At 49.4% G+C, this 16036-nt stretch carries 28 protein-coding genes; 14 read left to right on the top strand and 14 right to left on the bottom strand.

Features of this window, described 5'->3' with window-relative positions; translation table 11 throughout:
• The 11 genes from PHI12_07770 to PHI12_07720 form a co-directional block, all read right to left on the bottom strand.
• The coding region (locus tag PHI12_07770; GenBank protein MDD5510690.1) for a hypothetical protein at window positions 1–341 on the bottom strand (341 nt) is incomplete at its 3' end.
• Between the two features lie 34 nt (window positions 342–375).
• Window positions 376–1017 carry a hypothetical protein gene (locus PHI12_07765; protein ID MDD5510689.1) on the bottom strand — a complete coding sequence of 214 codons (642 nt, stop codon included), beginning with the start codon at window positions 1015–1017 and terminating at the stop codon, window positions 376–378.
• A 98-nt stretch (window positions 1018–1115) separates the two neighbouring features.
• A complete protein-coding gene (locus tag PHI12_07760; protein MDD5510688.1) occupies window positions 1116–1907 on the bottom strand; it encodes a YkgJ family cysteine cluster protein in 792 nt (263 codons plus the stop codon).
• Window positions 1908–1909: 2 nt separating this feature from the next.
• Window positions 1910–2335, bottom strand: coding sequence for a hypothetical protein (locus PHI12_07755; GenBank protein ID MDD5510687.1), 426 nt, complete (start codon window positions 2333–2335; stop codon window positions 1910–1912).
• Window positions 2336–2422: 87 nt separating this feature from the next.
• The gene (locus PHI12_07750) at window positions 2423–3082 is read right to left on the bottom strand and encodes a hypothetical protein (GenBank protein ID MDD5510686.1); all 660 of its coding nucleotides are present in this window, start codon (window positions 3080–3082) and stop codon (window positions 2423–2425) included.
• A 43-nt stretch (window positions 3083–3125) separates the two neighbouring features.
• Window positions 3126–3536 carry a hypothetical protein gene (locus PHI12_07745; GenBank protein ID MDD5510685.1) on the bottom strand — a complete coding sequence of 137 codons (411 nt, stop codon included), beginning with the start codon at window positions 3534–3536 and terminating at the stop codon, window positions 3126–3128.
• A 189-nt stretch (window positions 3537–3725) separates the two neighbouring features.
• Window positions 3726–5189 (bottom strand): carboxypeptidase-like regulatory domain-containing protein, encoded by a 1464-nt coding sequence (locus tag PHI12_07740; protein ID MDD5510684.1) that lies wholly within the window; start codon window positions 5187–5189, stop codon window positions 3726–3728.
• Complete coding sequence (locus tag PHI12_07735; protein ID MDD5510683.1) at window positions 5186–6088, bottom strand: hypothetical protein; 903 nt, start codon at window positions 6086–6088, stop codon at window positions 5186–5188. The genes PHI12_07740 and PHI12_07735 overlap by 4 nt, the downstream gene beginning before the upstream one ends.
• A 107-nt stretch (window positions 6089–6195) precedes the next feature.
• Window positions 6196–6591, bottom strand: a complete 396-nt coding sequence (locus PHI12_07730) for a hypothetical protein (GenBank protein ID MDD5510682.1) — start codon at window positions 6589–6591, stop codon at window positions 6196–6198.
• Between the two features lie 2 nt (window positions 6592–6593).
• A complete protein-coding gene (locus tag PHI12_07725) occupies window positions 6594–7547 on the bottom strand; it encodes a hypothetical protein (protein ID MDD5510681.1) in 954 nt (317 codons plus the stop codon).
• On the bottom strand, window positions 7516–8124 hold the full coding sequence (locus PHI12_07720; GenBank protein ID MDD5510680.1) for a hypothetical protein: 609 nt from the start codon (window positions 8122–8124) through the stop codon (window positions 7516–7518). Before PHI12_07720 ends, PHI12_07725 begins: the two co-directional genes overlap by 32 nt.
• Before the next feature lie 168 nt (window positions 8125–8292).
• Between PHI12_07720 and PHI12_07715 the strand changes: the two genes are divergently transcribed.
• From PHI12_07715 to PHI12_07700, 4 genes are all read left to right on the top strand, one after another.
• Entirely contained in the window at window positions 8293–8922 is a 630-nt protein-coding gene (locus PHI12_07715; protein MDD5510679.1) for a hypothetical protein, read from the top strand.
• Complete coding sequence (locus PHI12_07710) at window positions 8898–9203, top strand: ferritin-like domain-containing protein (GenBank protein ID MDD5510678.1); 306 nt, start codon at window positions 8898–8900, stop codon at window positions 9201–9203. Before PHI12_07715 ends, PHI12_07710 begins: the two co-directional genes overlap by 25 nt.
• Window positions 9203–9442, top strand: a complete 240-nt coding sequence (locus tag PHI12_07705; protein ID MDD5510677.1) for a hypothetical protein — start codon at window positions 9203–9205, stop codon at window positions 9440–9442. The genes PHI12_07710 and PHI12_07705 overlap by 1 nt, the downstream gene beginning before the upstream one ends.
• 86 nt (window positions 9443–9528) lie before the next feature.
• On the top strand, window positions 9529–9765 hold the full coding sequence (locus PHI12_07700) for a hypothetical protein (GenBank protein MDD5510676.1): 237 nt from the start codon (window positions 9529–9531) through the stop codon (window positions 9763–9765).
• Between the two features lie 80 nt (window positions 9766–9845).
• Here the strand turns inward: PHI12_07700 and PHI12_07695 are convergent, their stop codons facing one another.
• From PHI12_07695 to PHI12_07685, 3 genes are read right to left on the bottom strand one after another with little or no spacing between them, the layout of a single operon-like run.
• Complete coding sequence (locus PHI12_07695) at window positions 9846–10517, bottom strand: HNH endonuclease (protein MDD5510675.1); 672 nt, start codon at window positions 10515–10517, stop codon at window positions 9846–9848.
• 9 nt (window positions 10518–10526) lie between these two features.
• Window positions 10527–10748 carry a hypothetical protein gene (locus tag PHI12_07690; protein ID MDD5510674.1) on the bottom strand — a complete coding sequence of 74 codons (222 nt, stop codon included), beginning with the start codon at window positions 10746–10748 and terminating at the stop codon, window positions 10527–10529.
• Window positions 10729–11031, bottom strand: a complete 303-nt coding sequence (locus PHI12_07685; GenBank protein ID MDD5510673.1) for a hypothetical protein — start codon at window positions 11029–11031, stop codon at window positions 10729–10731. The genes PHI12_07690 and PHI12_07685 overlap by 20 nt, the downstream gene beginning before the upstream one ends.
• Before the next feature lie 116 nt (window positions 11032–11147).
• On the opposite strand from PHI12_07685, the gene PHI12_07680 reads away from it, so the two are divergent.
• The 10 genes from PHI12_07680 (at window position 11148) to PHI12_07635 (ending at window position 16036) form a co-directional block, all read left to right on the top strand.
• Window positions 11148–11870: a tyrosine-type recombinase/integrase gene (locus PHI12_07680; protein MDD5510672.1), complete on the top strand. Its 723-nt coding sequence runs from the start codon at window positions 11148–11150 to the stop codon at window positions 11868–11870.
• Window positions 11860–12195, top strand: coding sequence for a hypothetical protein (locus PHI12_07675; GenBank protein ID MDD5510671.1), 336 nt, complete (start codon window positions 11860–11862; stop codon window positions 12193–12195). The genes PHI12_07680 and PHI12_07675 overlap by 11 nt, the downstream gene beginning before the upstream one ends.
• A 300-nt stretch (window positions 12196–12495) precedes the next feature.
• Window positions 12496–13173, top strand: a complete 678-nt coding sequence (locus tag PHI12_07670; protein MDD5510670.1) for a hypothetical protein — start codon at window positions 12496–12498, stop codon at window positions 13171–13173.
• Window positions 13174–14207: 1034 nt separating this feature from the next.
• The gene (locus PHI12_07665; protein MDD5510669.1) at window positions 14208–14555 is read left to right on the top strand and encodes a hypothetical protein; all 348 of its coding nucleotides are present in this window, start codon (window positions 14208–14210) and stop codon (window positions 14553–14555) included.
• A 35-nt stretch (window positions 14556–14590) separates the two neighbouring features.
• Window positions 14591–14779 (top strand): hypothetical protein, encoded by a 189-nt coding sequence (locus tag PHI12_07660; GenBank protein MDD5510668.1) that lies wholly within the window; start codon window positions 14591–14593, stop codon window positions 14777–14779.
• Window positions 14780–14957: 178 nt separating this feature from the next.
• Window positions 14958–15251, top strand: a complete 294-nt coding sequence (locus PHI12_07655; protein ID MDD5510667.1) for a hypothetical protein — start codon at window positions 14958–14960, stop codon at window positions 15249–15251.
• A gap of 10 nt (window positions 15252–15261) precedes the next feature.
• On the top strand, window positions 15262–15516 hold the full coding sequence (locus tag PHI12_07650) for a hypothetical protein (GenBank protein MDD5510666.1): 255 nt from the start codon (window positions 15262–15264) through the stop codon (window positions 15514–15516).
• Entirely contained in the window at window positions 15500–15739 is a 240-nt protein-coding gene (locus PHI12_07645) for a hypothetical protein (GenBank protein MDD5510665.1), read from the top strand. Before PHI12_07650 ends, PHI12_07645 begins: the two co-directional genes overlap by 17 nt.
• Window positions 15736–15885 (top strand): hypothetical protein, encoded by a 150-nt coding sequence (locus tag PHI12_07640; GenBank protein ID MDD5510664.1) that lies wholly within the window; start codon window positions 15736–15738, stop codon window positions 15883–15885. Before PHI12_07645 ends, PHI12_07640 begins: the two co-directional genes overlap by 4 nt.
• Window positions 15866–16036, top strand: coding sequence for a hypothetical protein (locus PHI12_07635; protein ID MDD5510663.1), 171 nt, complete (start codon window positions 15866–15868; stop codon window positions 16034–16036). The genes PHI12_07640 and PHI12_07635 overlap by 20 nt, the downstream gene beginning before the upstream one ends.

Genomic DNA, 16036 nt, shown 5'->3' with positions numbered 1-16036 from the left:
CTGCCGCCGACCGCATCCACGAAGCCGGTAATGTTGGCGAAGGACTCTACCTCGGGGAGTTCATCTTCCCCGTAGATATTATCCAGAGCGGTCAAGAGGTCAAGCCCCGGAAGTAGTGCCACAAAGGCACCCCCAACTCCATTACCGATGTGTATCTGCGTTCCACCGGTCCCGTTATCGTCCACCAGCACCTTCTTGATGACGGCGCTTTTGGCCCCCACCAGGACACCGGCCAGCGCCGGCAGTGTGAAAAGTATGGCGGCGTTTGCGACGCCGGCTGCCGCTATATTAACAATGGGACTGGTTACCCTGGTCCCGATCTCTTTCGCATTTGTTACCATGTCTTTCCTCCTTCAGAAAATCACCTTTTAAACGTTAGTCGCCAATACCGCGGCCGCTTGCCCAGATATCGGTTACCGGGATCCGTCTCTCGCTCATGGCATGTTTGAGATAATCCGTATCCGTCCATTTAGCGTTCGTAATCTCTACCTTGAGACTATCGACAAGGGCTTTTTCAGATCTGGTCAGCGGGACCGGTTCCTTGGTGTGGAAACGGTAGCCAATCGCCCGGATCCGTGCCATGGCTAAAGGAACGGCATTGGCGTTAACCGCAATCATGGCCGGCCGGTTATTTTCCCAGACCGCTATCTCGGTCGAGACGAGGTTGGGATCATTAGCCAGGATATTCATGTCGTATGGCGCCTGCACGTTACGGAGCTGGCCTTTGGCGATTCCTGCCGGGTGAAAGAGCTGACACTGGAAATCATCGATCGGATACCACCGGAAGAGACCGAATTCATTGTCGGCCATCTCGAGGTTGGCTACATTGGTCCGTCCGGACTGGTTAGTTGCCAGTACGGCGCCAATGTTTAGACACTGAAAATCGGGGATTCCTTCCAAGAAGGTGACACGCTTGTAGTAGATAGACTCGACATAGTGAATTGCAACGAGCTGGTCCTGAAGTGCTACGGGATCGCACATCCCTATAGCCGCCTTGAAAATGTGTAGATCTGGCATTTTTCCTCTCCTTTTTCTCTATCGCTATTCTAAGAGGTTTTTTAAACCTATTCAGTTGTGGAAAAAGGGAGGGGCTTATTTTCCCCTCCCTTCTTAGCTTATTTAATTACAAAGGTTAAGGGTCCTGTTTTAATAGCTTTTTCTTCAACCTTCTGAAGCGCCTTGTCTCCCGCCATCTCAAAGGTGTTGAACTGGCTTTCGACCAGGGCGGCGAGCGAGTGTACCTGGTTTTTAACCAGCTTGACCGGATCTACCTTTCCGGAGTCGACCAGTCCGGCGAATTCCCTTGCCCTCAGTCGGGACATGAGCATCATGGGCAAAAATCCGACTGAGGTATCATAGGGTTTATCGGAGCAATCGACCAGGAAGGCGTTAACCGCTTCCATAATGGGAATAGCCATGCCCTGGTTATAAGCTCGGCGGTCGATAGTTTCACCGAATCCCGGGGGTCTTTTGCAACCACGAGGGTAGGTGGTTACACCGAAGGACCGACAAGCAACCGGTCGAACCGGGTGTATCAGGCATCTAGTCCCTTCCATGAGAGGGCAACGTCCGGTAAATATTTCGCGAGCCCTTTTCATCAAACGGGTCTGGTCTCTGAGGAGCTGCTTGACCGTGAACACCGGTCCTGTCGATTCTTTCATCCATGCCTCGCAGCGGTCCATAACCTTGTTAAGAAGTTTGTCGTCGCTGATAAGGTAGGTGGCGATGTCCTCGACCTCAATTCCCCAGGCCATTACGACGTTGTTCTCACAGCATTTTCCACAGTTTTCCATGCAGATCGGGAGGCCGATATGCTCGACTACTTCCTTCTCCGCCGTATCGAAGAGACCGTGAATGCTCTCGAGTGCGCTTAACCGTTTAAGTAGCTCTTCAAAAGGTTTATTCATTATTAGGTCCCTACACCAGTAGCGTACAGGATGGACACGTCCAGCGTCTTACCGGAAGCCGTGGTCTGTTGTGCCGCAGCGCCCTGGGCCGCAGGAGATCTCCGCGGGAACGGGAAGTTGATCTGACCGGAAATGTCGGTGGAGGCCCCGTCAACATGGATCCGGACGGCAGCCAGGTTAAGATCACCAACCCCATCCTCAAAGCGGGCGATATCGTAGTCGAAGACGACGGCGCCGGCAGCATCGGGATTGCCGTAGCCCAAAGCACACAGCCACCAGGCTACGGTCGCCGTAGCATTGGCCAGTAACTTGGCATAAGCACCCGGAGCACCGGAGGCGGGGACACCGGTTAAACCGGTGAGATAGTTAATATTTCCAGAATCAACTCTGGCCTTGTAGATTGCATTAATTACGTTCCTAAGACTCATTGTCTTTTTCTCCTTTCGATAATCGGCAGGGGTTTTCCCCCTGCCGATTCTACTTGCCTAGTTAGGGGAACTTAGATTTCGACCTTTTTAGGTTACGATTAGACCACTCTGCTCAAACAGGAAATTATGGACGTGGACGATCTCGGCGGCTGCCGTCGCGACCCGGGCACGTACCTGGATAGCGAAGGCTTGCTGGGGATCGATCACCTGGGGCTCGCTGAAGAAGAAGTCGACATCCTGCCGGATCATCTGCTCTTCCATATCGTACTGGGCGATGATATTGCCGGCAGCCCCGCCGCGCCGGATAACCATCCGGGACACGGGCATGGGTACGGCTACGGAATCAACCGAGGCGCCGTAGAGAACCATGAGTTTGTCCTGGGCGAGCTGCGGGGAAACGATGGCCTGGAAACAGGTGTAGAAGGTACCGACAGCGGCCAGGGCTGCGGTTAGCCAGCTATCCAGAGCCGTCGCGGCAACCAGGTCGCCGTTAAGGTTCGGGGTTAGCTCGCGCTGGGTAATAGACTGAGGCCAATTCCCTTGTTTGATCCAACCTTTTATCAGTTGAACCCTCTGGATTTTATTGGCATCAGGTATCGCTTGCAGTCCGGGGATATCGGAATTACAGTCACCGATTCCCTTGATAGCACAGCGCTCGAGACCGGCAGCCAGGGCGGAGAGTTTTAAGTCACCCCGGTCGGTTACGGAAAGGTCGTTTACGTTGAGTAGATAATTTCTTGAACCCATCAGTGTATACCTCCTTCAAGGTCCTTCTAAAATATTTTGTTACTTAGAACTTGGTTCCGGCAGCATCGAACTCAGGTTCGTATGTTCTCGGGGCCGGGGCAGAATGTGAAACCACCCGATTGAACCGGGTGTACGGGGCCGGTGATACCGGAGCGCCGGTTACCTTCCACCATCGATGGGCGGCTTTCCGGCCTGCGAGCTGGCCACCAACCAGGGCGATCCGCATCTGGTTTTCATCGCTCATACGCATGAAGGCGATGGCCGCGACGCCTGCAGCGGGGGCTAAGAAGTTGAGGTAAGTCCCAAACTGCTTCCACATAGATAGGGCTTTCCCCGGGTTGGCTGCCGCGTATTCCATTGCTCTCTTCTCGTCATAAGACTGAGCCAGATTATCTGCAACGCCAGCGGCCCCCCCGATTCCAACGTTTGTTACAACTTTTGTCCAATTAGGCACTTGGGTTTCCTCCTTTTAGGGTTTTCTACTTCGGCGGGGGTCCGTGATAAAAAGGAAAGCCGGCGAGACAGACCTATTTTATCAACAAACCCTCGCCGGCTTTGAATAACATAAGAGTATTTCATGAATTGACCGATGTCAATACCCTTTTATTCCTCTATAAGCACCTCCTGACCCGGGTTTTATCGGTTAGAACGGACCCAGATCAACCAGCGGATTAACCATGTAGAGATCCGCATATATCGAGTAAGCATGACCGTTCTGCATAGTCACGCTTGAAGTACGCCTGTATAACAACGTGCCATTCTGACTGTAAAGTTCCAGGGTTAGATTCGATGGCCACGGCCGGGTAGTCAAGTCCCAGGGACCGTGCCAGATACTTGATGGGTTACTCACATCCACCGGCAGGTAAGCCGCGACCATCCCAGCTACTTCACAGTACCACTTATAAGCAGTTGGATAGTTGCTCGGGTCGAACTCGACTTCCATGTGGAATCCGATAGCGGTACCGACAGGCGGCATCTGGAAATTGTAATTAGTCACCTGGTTGGCATTAATCATAATGCTGGCCTGCTGCTGGGTATAACCGTTGGCGATACACCAGATCTCGTAAGTCCCTGTGGCCACATTCTCGATGTCATAGAAGCCTTCGGCGTCCGTGTACGAGGTATAGCGCTCTGCGGCATTCTGAATCAATACTACCCTGGCATTGTAAATACCGAAGCCGGTATTTTTATCCAGGGCATAACCGTGAGCAGCTCCGTAATAGACAGTGACCGGCGTCATCAGAATGTCTTTAGGGGTGTAGGTCCCGGTCCTTAAGGTTACCGATCCGGAATAGTTTTGATATCCGCTTTTCACTCCGGATATTGAGTAGGTTATCCCCGGTATCGAGTTGGAAGGGAGCTCGATAGAGTAACCGCCTCCGGCTCCGGATGTTACCTGGTGGGGAATGGCGTCGGGCCCGGTAAAAGTAAGGACGGCGCCAGAGATCCCGTTTGAATTAGAAGAATCCTTAACGGTACCCTGAATGACTCCAGTATTGGAAAACTCCTGGACAAGTGAGAAGCTGAGTATTGCCAGGGGAAGGATTACCTGTATCTGTTGAGTCTGGGGAACATAACCGGTCTTTGATGCTGAGACCGAATAATTCCCTTCCGGAAGGACAATCGAGTATCCGCCAGAGCCATTTGTGTAGAGTTGATTACTCCCGATAGTCACGAGAGCATTTGCGATCGCTCCGTTTGTTACCGAGTCCGTAACGATCCCCTGCAGGGTAACCCGGGCGATAAGCCCGATATCTAAGGTATTGGCCCCGGCCACAATTTCTTTCGAGAGCAACCGCTGGTCATAGTTTGTGGCGCTTACCGTCACATCATAGGTTCCCGGATCGAGGTCTGAAATACTGTAATTACCCTGGTTGTTGGTATAAGTTATTCGAGCTCCGACTGTTACCTTTGCCCCGAGTATCCCCTGGTTGGTAAAACTATTCTTTATCTTTCCGGTCAGAGTCGCCGTGTCGCCCCCGCCGCCGTTTCCCCCTGCGTCTTCCTTGATCTTTTTGGCTATAAAGTAAATGCCGACCCCCAGTACGGTTAGGCCTCCAATTACTGCGACCGCGGTTACTCCCTGATCTTCTTCTTGCTTGCTCATGTCGCTTTAACCTGTTTGAATTTTTGGCTAGCGCTGGAAGCTATCTCCTTTCCTCCCTTAAAAGCCCTGGAAATGGCAATGAGGAGTAAAAGGGCGCCGCCTCCAATGAGGGCTATACCGAGTCCGGAAACAAAGAGCCCTGCCGGCGAACCAAATGTAACATCCTTAATTTCGATTATCAGCCAGGTAAAAGTTACTATTACCAGGATGACCAGGATAAGAGGAATAACTATAACCCAGGGGAAAGGAAAGCCGACTGCCCCTCGAGGGACCGGAGCTGGGGCCGCTGTTATGACGACATAGTAATCGGTCACCCAGGTAGGACCAATGTCTTCGTAGATCTTCACGGTGAGAGCCATCCCGCCCTGATCGGAGATCTGCTGCTTAACCGTATTGGCTATGCTGCCGACTAGCCAGGTGCTCGAGAAGAGCTGATCCGGTAAGTTGACGGTTACTTTAGTGGTACACTGCTCCGTGTTTCCGGAATAACTGCCAGCCTCCTCATAGGTGTGGTCATAGACCAGGTGGGCATTCGCGGGAACTAAGGTCGCAGCGACCGGGGCTTCAGACACCCGGGCTACGGCCGGCAGTAAATATTGATTGTCATAGCGGTACCGTTCAGCATATTCTTCGCTCAAGTTCTGATGGTAGTAGTCGCCATGGCGGTGACCGAGCTCGTGGATTAGAGTCTGATAGTCTGAATCTTCCGGAAGGTGAATAGTGTGGGCGGGAAGGGCGCCGACATTATCACGAGCGGAATTCTTGTAGTATAGGCCAAGAATGGTTCTCCCGTTCATCGTAGAATTAATCGGCTCAATTAGAAAGTTAAGGTCGTCGAAAGCGGGCTCTTCGGCCAGACCGGTTTCTTTCATGAACCGATCAATCGTCTCGTAATCCACGGGGCACCTCTCTAGCGAGAGGGACGTACCCAATCTGCAAAAAGGAAAGCGGACGCGCCTTTCGTCAAAATTGGGTCGTCCGCCTCAAGACAATGTTAAGACTGAAATTATGGTTTGTCAATAGGTCTGAAATGTGACGGGTCTATTTGCACGCCTAGCTTGATTCTAAGATCTAATATCTGATTTTCGAACCACTTAATGCCCCCTGGCTCATCCCGGACACACTGACAGACATCAGGCATGTGTTTTTCGAATTCCTGTTCGAAGCGCTCTTTAGTAATAAACTTACCCAGGCCGGCCCGGGCGAAGAGATCTTGCCATTTAGCCCACTCTACGTCATTAGATACAAATAAGGCCATATTGTTTTGTATCTGAATCCGGACGGCTTCGGCGTCTACTTTCTCGTCTCTGAGCTTCCGGAAAAGGAAACCAAAAGCAATCTTATCGCCACCCAGGGCGCCGGCAGCTCTAATTAACCATTCCGGGATATCGTCTACTTTCATGGCTATTCCGATCCCTTATATTCAGTCTTGCACTTCGGACAGACTATCTTCTGGGCGCCAGGCGGTACCGGTATATCCGTCCCACAGCCTTCCGTAGTGCACCTCCAGACCGGTAGATTTTGAGGGTTCTGGCCAGGTTTATTCACTGTTCTTGCTGCCGGGGTATTTGAACGGGCCTCAGCTAATGCCGCCAGCCCTTCTCCAATTTTCTCGGGTATTGCAGCCAGGGTATTTACAATAGCAGTGCTTCGCTCTTTGTCTGCGTCCAACTTTGCCTTAAATTCCTCATGCTGGATATCTAGTCTTTTCTCCTCGAGAGATATTCCAGTAGGTGGAGGAGTGGCCCGAGGTATAACGACGGTCTGATCGCTGTCTGCAACCTTCAGGAAGGTACCGTCCGCCTGCTGGACCATGATAGCTCCGGTAGGTTTAAATCCACCTGCTACCTTCGCTTTTATTTCAGTAATCTCAGTGGTTAGTTTATCCAGGAGAGATGCGATCGCCGGATCCGTCTGGGGTTGTTTATTCAACCGATCGGCAAAATTAAGCATATCAGTGAGTGTAATTTGCTGTCCTGCAGGGGCAGGTGCTCCCGGAAATCCGTAAGCTCCGACTGGCTGACGGCTTCCGATCAGATAATCTACCATCCGACCCACGGTGTTCGGTTCCATGCCTTTATCAAGAAGCCCCTGGGCAACATCGACAAGTGATTGTTCCACGTTTGTCTCTCGCCTGGCTGATACCTCAGCTCCCTGACCTGAATTTCCAGTGAGTTGCTCAATCCGCTTTCTACGAATAGCAATAAGCTCTTCCGCCCGGGTCCGTCTTAAATCAGTGGCCAGGGCATCATCGTCTAATGCCATTTCTCTTTCAAGAGAAGAAATAGAGGCGGGTTTACGTTCTCCCTTTACTGGGGTACTTTCATCATCCTGCAGTCGGTCCGCTAACGTTGGCATTATCATCTTCCTCCATAATTAGAACGAATTCTCGGGCGGCTCTCTTACGAAGAGAGGTCAGAACATATCTCATGGCGCCAACAACCGCTTCCTCAAATGTGTCTTCGATTGATGGATCCAAACGGATAATTTTCTTGTAATCGCCGTATGCTCCCTCAAGATAAGCTAAATTTATCTGAACGGGGTCATTATAAAATCGAAAATTTACCAGTGTCGGGCCAACGACATCGAGGACCGTCTGCTTTGTCTGAGGAATTGGCTTGGTCTGTCCGGAGGGGGCTTGAGGTACCTGGGTATTTTCTGCTGTTTTGTCTGGCTCGACAGTTGGATTGACCGGTGGAGATTGAGGGGTGGTATTAACCGTGTTAAGTCCGATTTTTGTTTTTTCTACCGTGGTCAGCTTTGGCGGTTTAGGGCTATTGATTTCCTTGACGTAGTTATCGGCGGTTCTTAAAGCTATCCCGAATCTCCGGACACTCTCTTCTTTCAGTTCTTTAACGTCCTTCCCTTCCTGGATACCCTCTCTCAAGAATTTAAGAGCTTCATCTCTGTGGGGGGATGGTCCGAATTTCGCCATTCTTAACTCCGTTTTTGAGCCTACGCAACGGCTTAGAGCCCTTTTAGCGCAACGGCGTACTAGTTTTACGCAACGGTACCTGTTAGTGTAAGCCCTATATCCGGGGCTGTCAATACTTTTTAGTTTGGGTATATTGACAATCCATTATTGTGGTTCTAAACTTGGGGCATGGACGCTACGCTTAAAGGTCTTTTTCTTCGTGAAGGTGGAAAGCTAGTATCCCAGGGCCTTAAATTCCTTGTCTCTCGGTCGACTTCCAGAAAAACGGAACTGACTGAAACCACCACTGAAACCGGATCTCTTATAGGTCCACCCTCCGTTACTGCGGCTGTTCAGCCTCAAATAATAAAACCAGCTCTCCCGACATCTGATGAAACAACCGTCGCCTTAAAACGCCGCCTGGCCAAAGAACTGTATAAAGCAGAGCTGGATTTGACCTCCGGCATGAAGATCGCCGGCAAACCCTGTGATTGTTTGGACCATAAACACGGCCTTTATCTCGAGGCAGCCAGTGAAGAATTAGTCGCCCAGGATCCGGGAAACCCGGTTTACCAGGAGATCATAGATTGGTTGAAAGTAAACCATTCGAAACTCACCATTGAGGCGATCGCCAGCGGAAAATATGCCGGCGAATATCCGGTCATGGCCAACCAGTTCAAGCAATTCAGGAAGATAATCATGGACTCCGCGGCCGATCCCCAGGCCGTAACTTTAACTCTCGAAGACGCTAAAAAACTCGCCGCAGAAGAAGCAGTCCGGGAGGTTGAAAAAGCATGGAAATCAGCCAGCAACAAATAATCGACCTGTCCAAACAGATAGCCCAGCAAGTGGTCGACAAACTCCACCGGGCACCGCTGACATATAATACTCCGGCGACGATCTCTGATGGACTGCAGCATAGTATGAGCGAGGAGCTGACCGCCTCCAACTGGTATCATCAAAGAGCGGTCCATGCCCGAAACCATGGGGATAATGAGAGCGCCAGGCTTTACGAAGACATCGCCGGTGATGAGGATGAGCATTACCGAGAATTTAGCGAACGCCTCCAGCAGATAGTGAAAACAGGAGTACCCGACTAATGGCAGAAAGCAAGGCGAAATACTCCCCGGAAGACAATATCGAGTTTAAAGAATTCCACTGTACTTCTTGCGGCCGTTTTCTCTCTCTCTATGCCATGGTTGAAGGTACCGTCGTAATCCGCTGCCGGCGCTGTAAGACGGACAATATTTTAGACGTCCACTCCACCAACGTTGAGATCACCGACGATCCTCTCGAGGTATTGACAGCCCGACCATCGGCTGATAAGATATCGAGCTAAGGGTCGATCCGAGGCTTAGGTCACTTAGACCAGGAAGGTCCAGCAGCCCGCGAAAGCGGGTTTTATTATTTCTGGAGGACGTCTCAATGATAGTCGAAAGTATGCCCTTGGTAATCAAGAGGCGGCCGGGCCCCCACAAGCTGGAAGGAATTACAACCAAACAGCATTCGGGGTTCGTCCTATCCAAGTTCCCGCGTAAATACCCCATCACTGCACCTCAACGGAAAGTGCGCGATGCGGCTAAGACCTGCGGGATCAAGAAAGGTATGAGTAGGGGAGATTTGGTCAATAAGATGCGGACCTGCATTCCTGATCAGTTCTAACTTAGCTCATAGCCGATGGGTGGATGTGATTGACCTAAAGAGGGCTCTTATCGAGCCCTCTTTAATTTCAATAATTAGCTTTAATTGTTAAGCCTTAACTGAAGAGACTTTGTTAACTCTTTCACTTGCCAGCGGAGCAACCTGATTTCTTTTCGAAGTTTGCACTGACTACAGATCTGAGTCTGGACAGAATGATCAGACGGAGAGAGTAATTTTAGGTTAGAATCCTCATTATGGCTTCTAATTCCATCGATATGATGAACATGTTCAGAGGGCAGTAAGTACCTTCCTAATCGTCTTTCCATAACCAGGCGATGTTCAAGCACCCGCCCATGGCTATTACAATAAGGGTGATCTGGCAGGTAGATTAGAACGTAGCCTTCTTTATTTGTTTCCTTATCAGCGTGTTTTCGTGGATGATTTTTATATGTTTTTTGGAAGCGCTCATTGTAATCTCTCAGTACAATTCCCTTCCTGCGAAGCCAATTAGCCACCGCATTGTCACTACATCCCTTAATTTTGGCAATATCAGTGGTACTTAATACTTTGTCAACATAAAGAGTAACGATGTCATCCCAAAATTCAGGGGGATATCTGTATCTATTTGGCAGTTTACCCCTATGCCCCTTGATAAATCTTACAGGCTGTCCTTTGATATAGCCATTACGCTTTCTATTCTCTTTTGAAATAGGCGCAGGTAAACCACAGCCACATTCACATAACTTAACAGAAATCGCCGGCTTATTATCCATAGTTGACTCCTAGGACGGGTTATTCGTATTTTCATCAGACTGGGTTTGCTCTTTGAGTTTTTTCCATTCCTGGGGGATACATTCCCTCATCGCTTCCTGGAATTCGGCCTGGGTTATTCCCTTTTTAATACCACATTTCTCGTTGACTTCCCTGATGTGGAGCTGGTGCTCGCTCAAAGGGTGAGATGCCGGCATTTTACGGACAATGACTTTAGCTGTTATCTTCGCCATTTTCGCACTCGATTAGAACGGTTTTCGTCTCGTCGTCGATCTTTATTTTGCATTCTTTGGCGCCACGGAAGGCTTGCGGTACCGCCGTAAGTTCCCTTTTCTGGGCTTCAACGAATCCCTCATCCGTCTCGATATCGATGACATCGATCGTTTCCTCTTTACCGTCGACCGTGAAATTACCTTCCTGGAGGGCCTTCTTTATCTCCTCGCAGGGGGTACAGTGGCCGGCCGTATAGACCTTAATCATTTCCTTTTCTTTCGGGATCTCTGTTACTTCTGCCATGATAACCCCTCCATTTCTCAAGAAATACTTTTGTCATAATGATACCACGACTTTCAACTGTGTGCTATACTGACAAGCAAGACAATTTGAGAGATTGTTAAATAAAAGAGGGGAATATGGCAGAAGAAAAAACAATCGAGGCTCAAGCCTATCTCGACCAGGAACAAACGGCCAAACATGAGGCGGCTGCCAAGAATCTCCGGGACCAACTGATGATCCGGATAACCAGGCGGCTCGGTTGCCGCATTTCCGAGACCCTCAACTTGTACGTTGAAAACATCGACTTTAAACGGTCCCTGATTACGATCAGGCACCAGAAAGCGAGGGTTTCCATATCCTGCCCACAGTGCAACACACGGCTCCGTAAATCCGACTCTTTTTGTCCCCACTGTACGGCCAAAGTCGAGGCGGTTATTCAGAAAGTGATATCCCATCCCAAAATGAGGACCGTCCCGGTCGACAAAGATACCCTGGAGATGATCCGGGGGTATATGAAAGGTGTCCAACTCGAGGTGGTAGAAGAAAAGCATAAACTATTCAGCCTGAGCCGGCAACACGCCTGGCAGATATTTGTAGAGGCGGGCATCCGGGCCGGCCTGCCGAAGATCTATAACCCGGAGACGGAAAAGTACCACAATATCAGTCCCCACAAGCTCCGGGATGCTTTTGCGGTCCATGCTATGAAGCTAAACCCGACCATGGAAGGGGCTCGGCTCCTGCAGGAGCAGCTCGGCCACAAGGATATTGGAACTACTATGCGGTACCGGAAACTGGCCCTCGAGGAGCAACAGGACTGGTACGACAAGCTATTCGAAAAGGAGAAACCAAGTGGTAATTAGAAAACCGTTTATATCAGCCAAGGGCGGCGATCATCATCCTCTGAGAGTAGTGGACTTTATTGTAGAATACCTATCCAGCCACCGGGAAGCCAGTACGACCGAAATGCACAAAGCCTACCTGGTCCGGATGAAGGCTCTTTCAGTGCAGGCCGGCCGGAAGATCCCCTACCGGATGGCTACCTGGGACAGCTTCCGGGTTAAGGTGTGGACACTCCAGGGCCAGGGAATACTCGAGATCAGTGAGAACGTTGAGGAGTCGCCAGAGCCTCAGTTCTCAGGCAGGGATGAGGTCCCGACCAGGAAGCTGTTCAGACTAGCCAGATAGCCCGGCCAGGGCTAACCGCTTCCAGTCTCGATTAGCTTCGTGGAGCCGCGTCGATTTTTCAATTTTTTTTAGCTTCGAAAATATTTTTTTAGCTTCGAATTTCAAAAAAAATCAATCAAGCCTATTGCAATCGTGTTTGAGATTCATTAATATGTCTATTACCGTATACCAACAAAGTTAACAATAGGATATATTGTAAAGTCATGGAGAGTGAAAAACATCAAATTAGAGTCTGATAACCTCAAAATCGAAAATTAAAATTTGAAGCTAAAAAATAAAAAATTGATAAGGGGTTAAAAAATGAATACAGATACAATCAAAGTTGAATATCGAAGTATAGCTAAAGTGCTTTGCACTAACATACCAGAATGTGACTACACGGCCGCGGTAGAATCTACACTCGAAGCTGTAAAGAATCTACCAGAACAAACGAAGCTATCAATGCGAATTGCCTACATATTCGCGTCTAAAGTGCCTTATGATGATAGACTGGATTGTTTCCAAGATTTTACAGCTACGCTTTTGAAGTCTGGTATCGATGAGCCTAAACTGGCATATTCAGTCATACGCGGTGACTGGCTAGACTGGTGGAAAGCTAGCAAGATTCACGCTCACATTGACTTAGATTCTAAGATAGAGAGCGACGATGGTGACGTAACAAGTTTAGGTGACTTAATTGTGGGAGAGATTGAATTCGTTAACAAGTATGAGAGTGATGATACCGCGGTTAGACTGTGGTCGCGGATACCAGACGACATAAAACCATTAATCATCAAGCGTATGCGTGGACAATCGTTAACCCATGACCGCGCAATCCGTGAACCTGTTCAAGCGCCGATTGTAGGAAAACATCGAAAAGAATACAAGCGCTTTCTACTGCGCGGGCGTCCAATTACCGGTCATTCACTTTCCAATACTGAACGTTCACAGTTAGCGCGATGGATTGCTAAGAGCGGCTATCAGTTAACTTTAAGCTAGTGCAACACTAATTAGCAGTCATTCGATAGACTAAGCATAAGGCACTAATTAAGGCAAGTGAGAGACTATAAAAAGTCTCTCACTTGTTTTTGTTAGTAAATGGATTGCAACAGTAATTAGCAGTCATTCGATATGCTAGTTATAAGACAATTCAAGCCTAGTAAAATGAGCCAATACCTAGAGTGAGGCAAAGCTAATATCCGGTCACGTGCTCGCAACCACTCCGAAGTCTGGAGCTGGCTACGGGGGAGTTTTCTCTCCCATGCGGGGGTCACATGGTCAACCTGATAGCTACGCGGACCTGGGCACACCGAGGAATCTACGCCAGCACGAGTGTATCGCTGTCCTACGTGGGAACGTGGTCTTCGGGATAAGGCTCTGCACTTCCTGGCCGACTCTGACGGATAATGAACGGGGACTCGTTGGCCTAAATCAACGGCTTCCGGAAGCGTAAGCACTACGTTTCCCGTCCTGTCTAGACGTTAAAGAGGCCGTGAGCTATGACCGTGGAGCATCGACGGGAGTCTATTCTCCAACAGATGGTCTAACGGTTCGGTAAGCCATGCTCGTAACGCGGCTGTGCTATCTTCCCCCAATAGCAAGAGAACACAGTACAGCCAGCCGGTGGCACTAGCTCTCTTCCTGCGCCCTCCTGAGAGGCTCCGCTGGATAACGGGAGAGCTATTGTTAGAACGGCGGCCAAGACGGTAGCAAGTCTTTTGGGCTGTAACCGATTACGAGAGTCCCGTGTGCAAAAGTCCCACACGAGCTTACTGTATCCTCGACCACACGCGACTGTCATCCGTGAGTATGACTACAGCACAGACCCCCTGCTGCAGATCACAGGGGGGATTGTGCTTTTAGCTCAATCGACGGGGGTTGACTTCGGTCAACTCTCGGAATTGGTCTAAAAACCGATAAGGGGTGAATTATGGTTATATCGTTCTGCCGTAAATGTAATTATCCATGCCGCGGCCTCAAGTGCCCAAAACTAGCGTCACTTGAGACGGGGAAAATAGTTAAGGGGGTGAAGCGTGGTAAATAGGCCAAAGTGCGTAATCTGTGAGACTAGGCCAGCGATGCTTCAGTCTCAATACTGCAATCAGTGTAACGCTCGAATTCAAGGTGAGAATAGCGAGCGGGATAAACGGAAAGAGATTCCGCGTTACTACTTGCACTATCACGGAATCTTGATCGGTCTGTATCCGACCGGAGAATTCGAAGATCGTCAACTACATTACCGCGCAAAGCGGGAATCGCTTGATCTTGAGAGTGTGCCAAAGTCGCGGGTTATCAATATCGACGAATACCAGCATGGCTATACACGGGATCAAATTAAAAAGTTCAAGGCCGCGTGTCTATCGCTCGGAAACGTGCGATAAGAGAATAAAAAAAGATAAGGGGGAATCATAACACAATGACCGGACAGGATATTTTAAACAGAGCATCTATCACTATCCCGATGAGTCCGACCAAGTTTAGCACCGGCTCAACCGGATTTCGAGGGCAAGGGAAAGTGCTAGGCGAAGCGGGTGAGAAGTACCAGGTACAAGTGACCGCTGTACTTTGCGGTTCGAAGCCTGCCGATAAGACCAAGAAAAAATAGCTAGTCATCCGACCGACTGCCCGTAAGAAGCCTGAAACGCTCCGTGATCTTCTTATTGGCAGTAGTGGGCTGATTAACGATAAGGGAGGAACTATGTTCGATCTATGGGACGTTGTTCTACTCGGAGTAGTCGGAATCCTGTTTCTGGCGTTAGTACTTAGTTGGTAAGGGGGTGCAAATGGCTTCTGATACCGTGAAACTTGGTAACTGGACTGATGAGCCTTGCTACTACGTCGATTGCATCGATGGTAAGCGAGTAGCCTATTTAGTCGGGCCGTTCAAGGTTCATAAAGATGCCTTGAACATGGTTGACGGAGCGAGGAATTATACCGTCAGTCAATTCCCAATGGCTCAATTTTATTCATTCGGAACCTGCAAAAGAGAAAACGGCCACTTGGACGGCAAGTTCAACTCTCATTTCATGGCCAACGGCACATGGGACGGAACCTGCGATTGTCTAAGCGAATGTTAAGGGGGTGATTATGTCACTTGATGCTCAGGTACAATTCTCAAACAAGGACAATAAGGCGCGAGGCCGGAATGGGTGGTTTACGCCACATCATTCGCTAATTTGGGACTCCAGTGTAATTGAAGACCTGATTTTCATTGAGGTATCCAGTAGGCGCCCTGCCGGCAGCGAACCAATCCAGTTGCATCTATCGAGAGAAGACGCCCTGAAATTCGGAGAGGCTATCGTCAAAGTCGCAAAGGGGGTGCAAAGTGCCGAAGTGTCCTAGCTGTAAAAAAGAGATTGATTACCTCAATTATCACGTAACAGCTTCAGAAAGTGGAGATTATAGTCAAGGGGGCAATTTCCACGAGAAGAATACAGAGTATTCCGATAATACATTTTCCTGTCCAGAGTGTTACAAAGAGCTTGATATCAACGACCAAGAAGAAGCTGATGCTTTTCTGGATGGAGCAAAAGATGTCAAAGTAAGGAGGGAGAATCCAGTATGAAAATCCCAACGTGGTTTTGGATAATGGCAGGTATCATCGTGTGCTTGACCTTCGGTTTTACGGTCGCTTTCGTCGAGGGTCTTTGGAATCAGCACCGGGAAGAAAAGCGGCAAGCGAGGGAAAATCATGGAAGACCAACTGGATAATAACGACTCCATCTATCCTGACCATTTTGGCAACGCCCTGGTCGATCCCGACCTCTGCCGGCTGGTACCTAACATCTTCCTGGCCGCCTCTAATATCTACGAAATGGACTGGCTGTACGGTTTTGAATACGTTCAGGCCCATATTAACTAA

Source organism: Dehalococcoidales bacterium (assembly GCA_028716225.1).
GTDB lineage: Bacteria > Chloroflexota > Dehalococcoidia > Dehalococcoidales > UBA5760 > UBA5760.
Note: the sequence above shows the minus strand (reverse complement) of the source record. Positions and strands in the feature narration are given on the sequence as shown.

Excerpts from the sequence above, each read along its gene's own strand:
- PHI12_07765 (MDD5510689.1), bottom strand. The coding sequence starts at position 1,017 with ATGCCAGATCTACACATTTTCAAGGCGGCTATAGGGATGTGCGATCCC.
- PHI12_07760 (MDD5510688.1), bottom strand. The coding sequence starts at position 1,907 with ATGAATAAACCTTTTGAAGAGCTACTTAAACGGTTAAGCGCACTCGAG.
- PHI12_07755 (MDD5510687.1), bottom strand. The coding sequence starts at position 2,335 with ATGAGTCTTAGGAACGTAATTAATGCAATCTACAAGGCCAGAGTTGAT.
- PHI12_07750 (MDD5510686.1), bottom strand. The coding sequence starts at position 3,082 with ATGGGTTCAAGAAATTATCTACTCAACGTAAACGACCTTTCCGTAACC.
- PHI12_07740 (MDD5510684.1), bottom strand. The coding sequence starts at position 5,189 with ATGAGCAAGCAAGAAGAAGATCAGGGAGTAACCGCGGTCGCAGTAATT.
- PHI12_07730 (MDD5510682.1), bottom strand. The coding sequence starts at position 6,591 with ATGAAAGTAGACGATATCCCGGAATGGTTAATTAGAGCTGCCGGCGCC.
- PHI12_07725 (MDD5510681.1), bottom strand. The coding sequence starts at position 7,547 with ATGCCAACGTTAGCGGACCGACTGCAGGATGATGAAAGTACCCCAGTA.
- PHI12_07720 (MDD5510680.1), bottom strand. The coding sequence starts at position 8,124 with ATGGCGAAATTCGGACCATCCCCCCACAGAGATGAAGCTCTTAAATTC.
- PHI12_07715 (MDD5510679.1), top strand. The coding sequence starts at position 8,293 with ATGGACGCTACGCTTAAAGGTCTTTTTCTTCGTGAAGGTGGAAAGCTA.
- PHI12_07710 (MDD5510678.1), top strand. The coding sequence starts at position 8,898 with ATGGAAATCAGCCAGCAACAAATAATCGACCTGTCCAAACAGATAGCC.
- PHI12_07705 (MDD5510677.1), top strand. The coding sequence starts at position 9,203 with ATGGCAGAAAGCAAGGCGAAATACTCCCCGGAAGACAATATCGAGTTT.
- PHI12_07700 (MDD5510676.1), top strand. The coding sequence starts at position 9,529 with ATGATAGTCGAAAGTATGCCCTTGGTAATCAAGAGGCGGCCGGGCCCC.
- PHI12_07695 (MDD5510675.1), bottom strand. The coding sequence starts at position 10,517 with ATGGATAATAAGCCGGCGATTTCTGTTAAGTTATGTGAATGTGGCTGT.
- PHI12_07690 (MDD5510674.1), bottom strand. The coding sequence starts at position 10,748 with ATGGCGAAGATAACAGCTAAAGTCATTGTCCGTAAAATGCCGGCATCT.
- PHI12_07685 (MDD5510673.1), bottom strand. The coding sequence starts at position 11,031 with ATGGCAGAAGTAACAGAGATCCCGAAAGAAAAGGAAATGATTAAGGTC.
- PHI12_07680 (MDD5510672.1), top strand. The coding sequence starts at position 11,148 with ATGGCAGAAGAAAAAACAATCGAGGCTCAAGCCTATCTCGACCAGGAA.
- PHI12_07670 (MDD5510670.1), top strand. The coding sequence starts at position 12,496 with ATGAATACAGATACAATCAAAGTTGAATATCGAAGTATAGCTAAAGTG.
- PHI12_07660 (MDD5510668.1), top strand. The coding sequence starts at position 14,591 with ATGACCGGACAGGATATTTTAAACAGAGCATCTATCACTATCCCGATG.
- PHI12_07655 (MDD5510667.1), top strand. The coding sequence starts at position 14,958 with ATGGCTTCTGATACCGTGAAACTTGGTAACTGGACTGATGAGCCTTGC.
- PHI12_07650 (MDD5510666.1), top strand. The coding sequence starts at position 15,262 with ATGTCACTTGATGCTCAGGTACAATTCTCAAACAAGGACAATAAGGCG.
- PHI12_07640 (MDD5510664.1), top strand. The coding sequence starts at position 15,736 with ATGAAAATCCCAACGTGGTTTTGGATAATGGCAGGTATCATCGTGTGC.
- PHI12_07635 (MDD5510663.1), top strand. The coding sequence starts at position 15,866 with ATGGAAGACCAACTGGATAATAACGACTCCATCTATCCTGACCATTTT.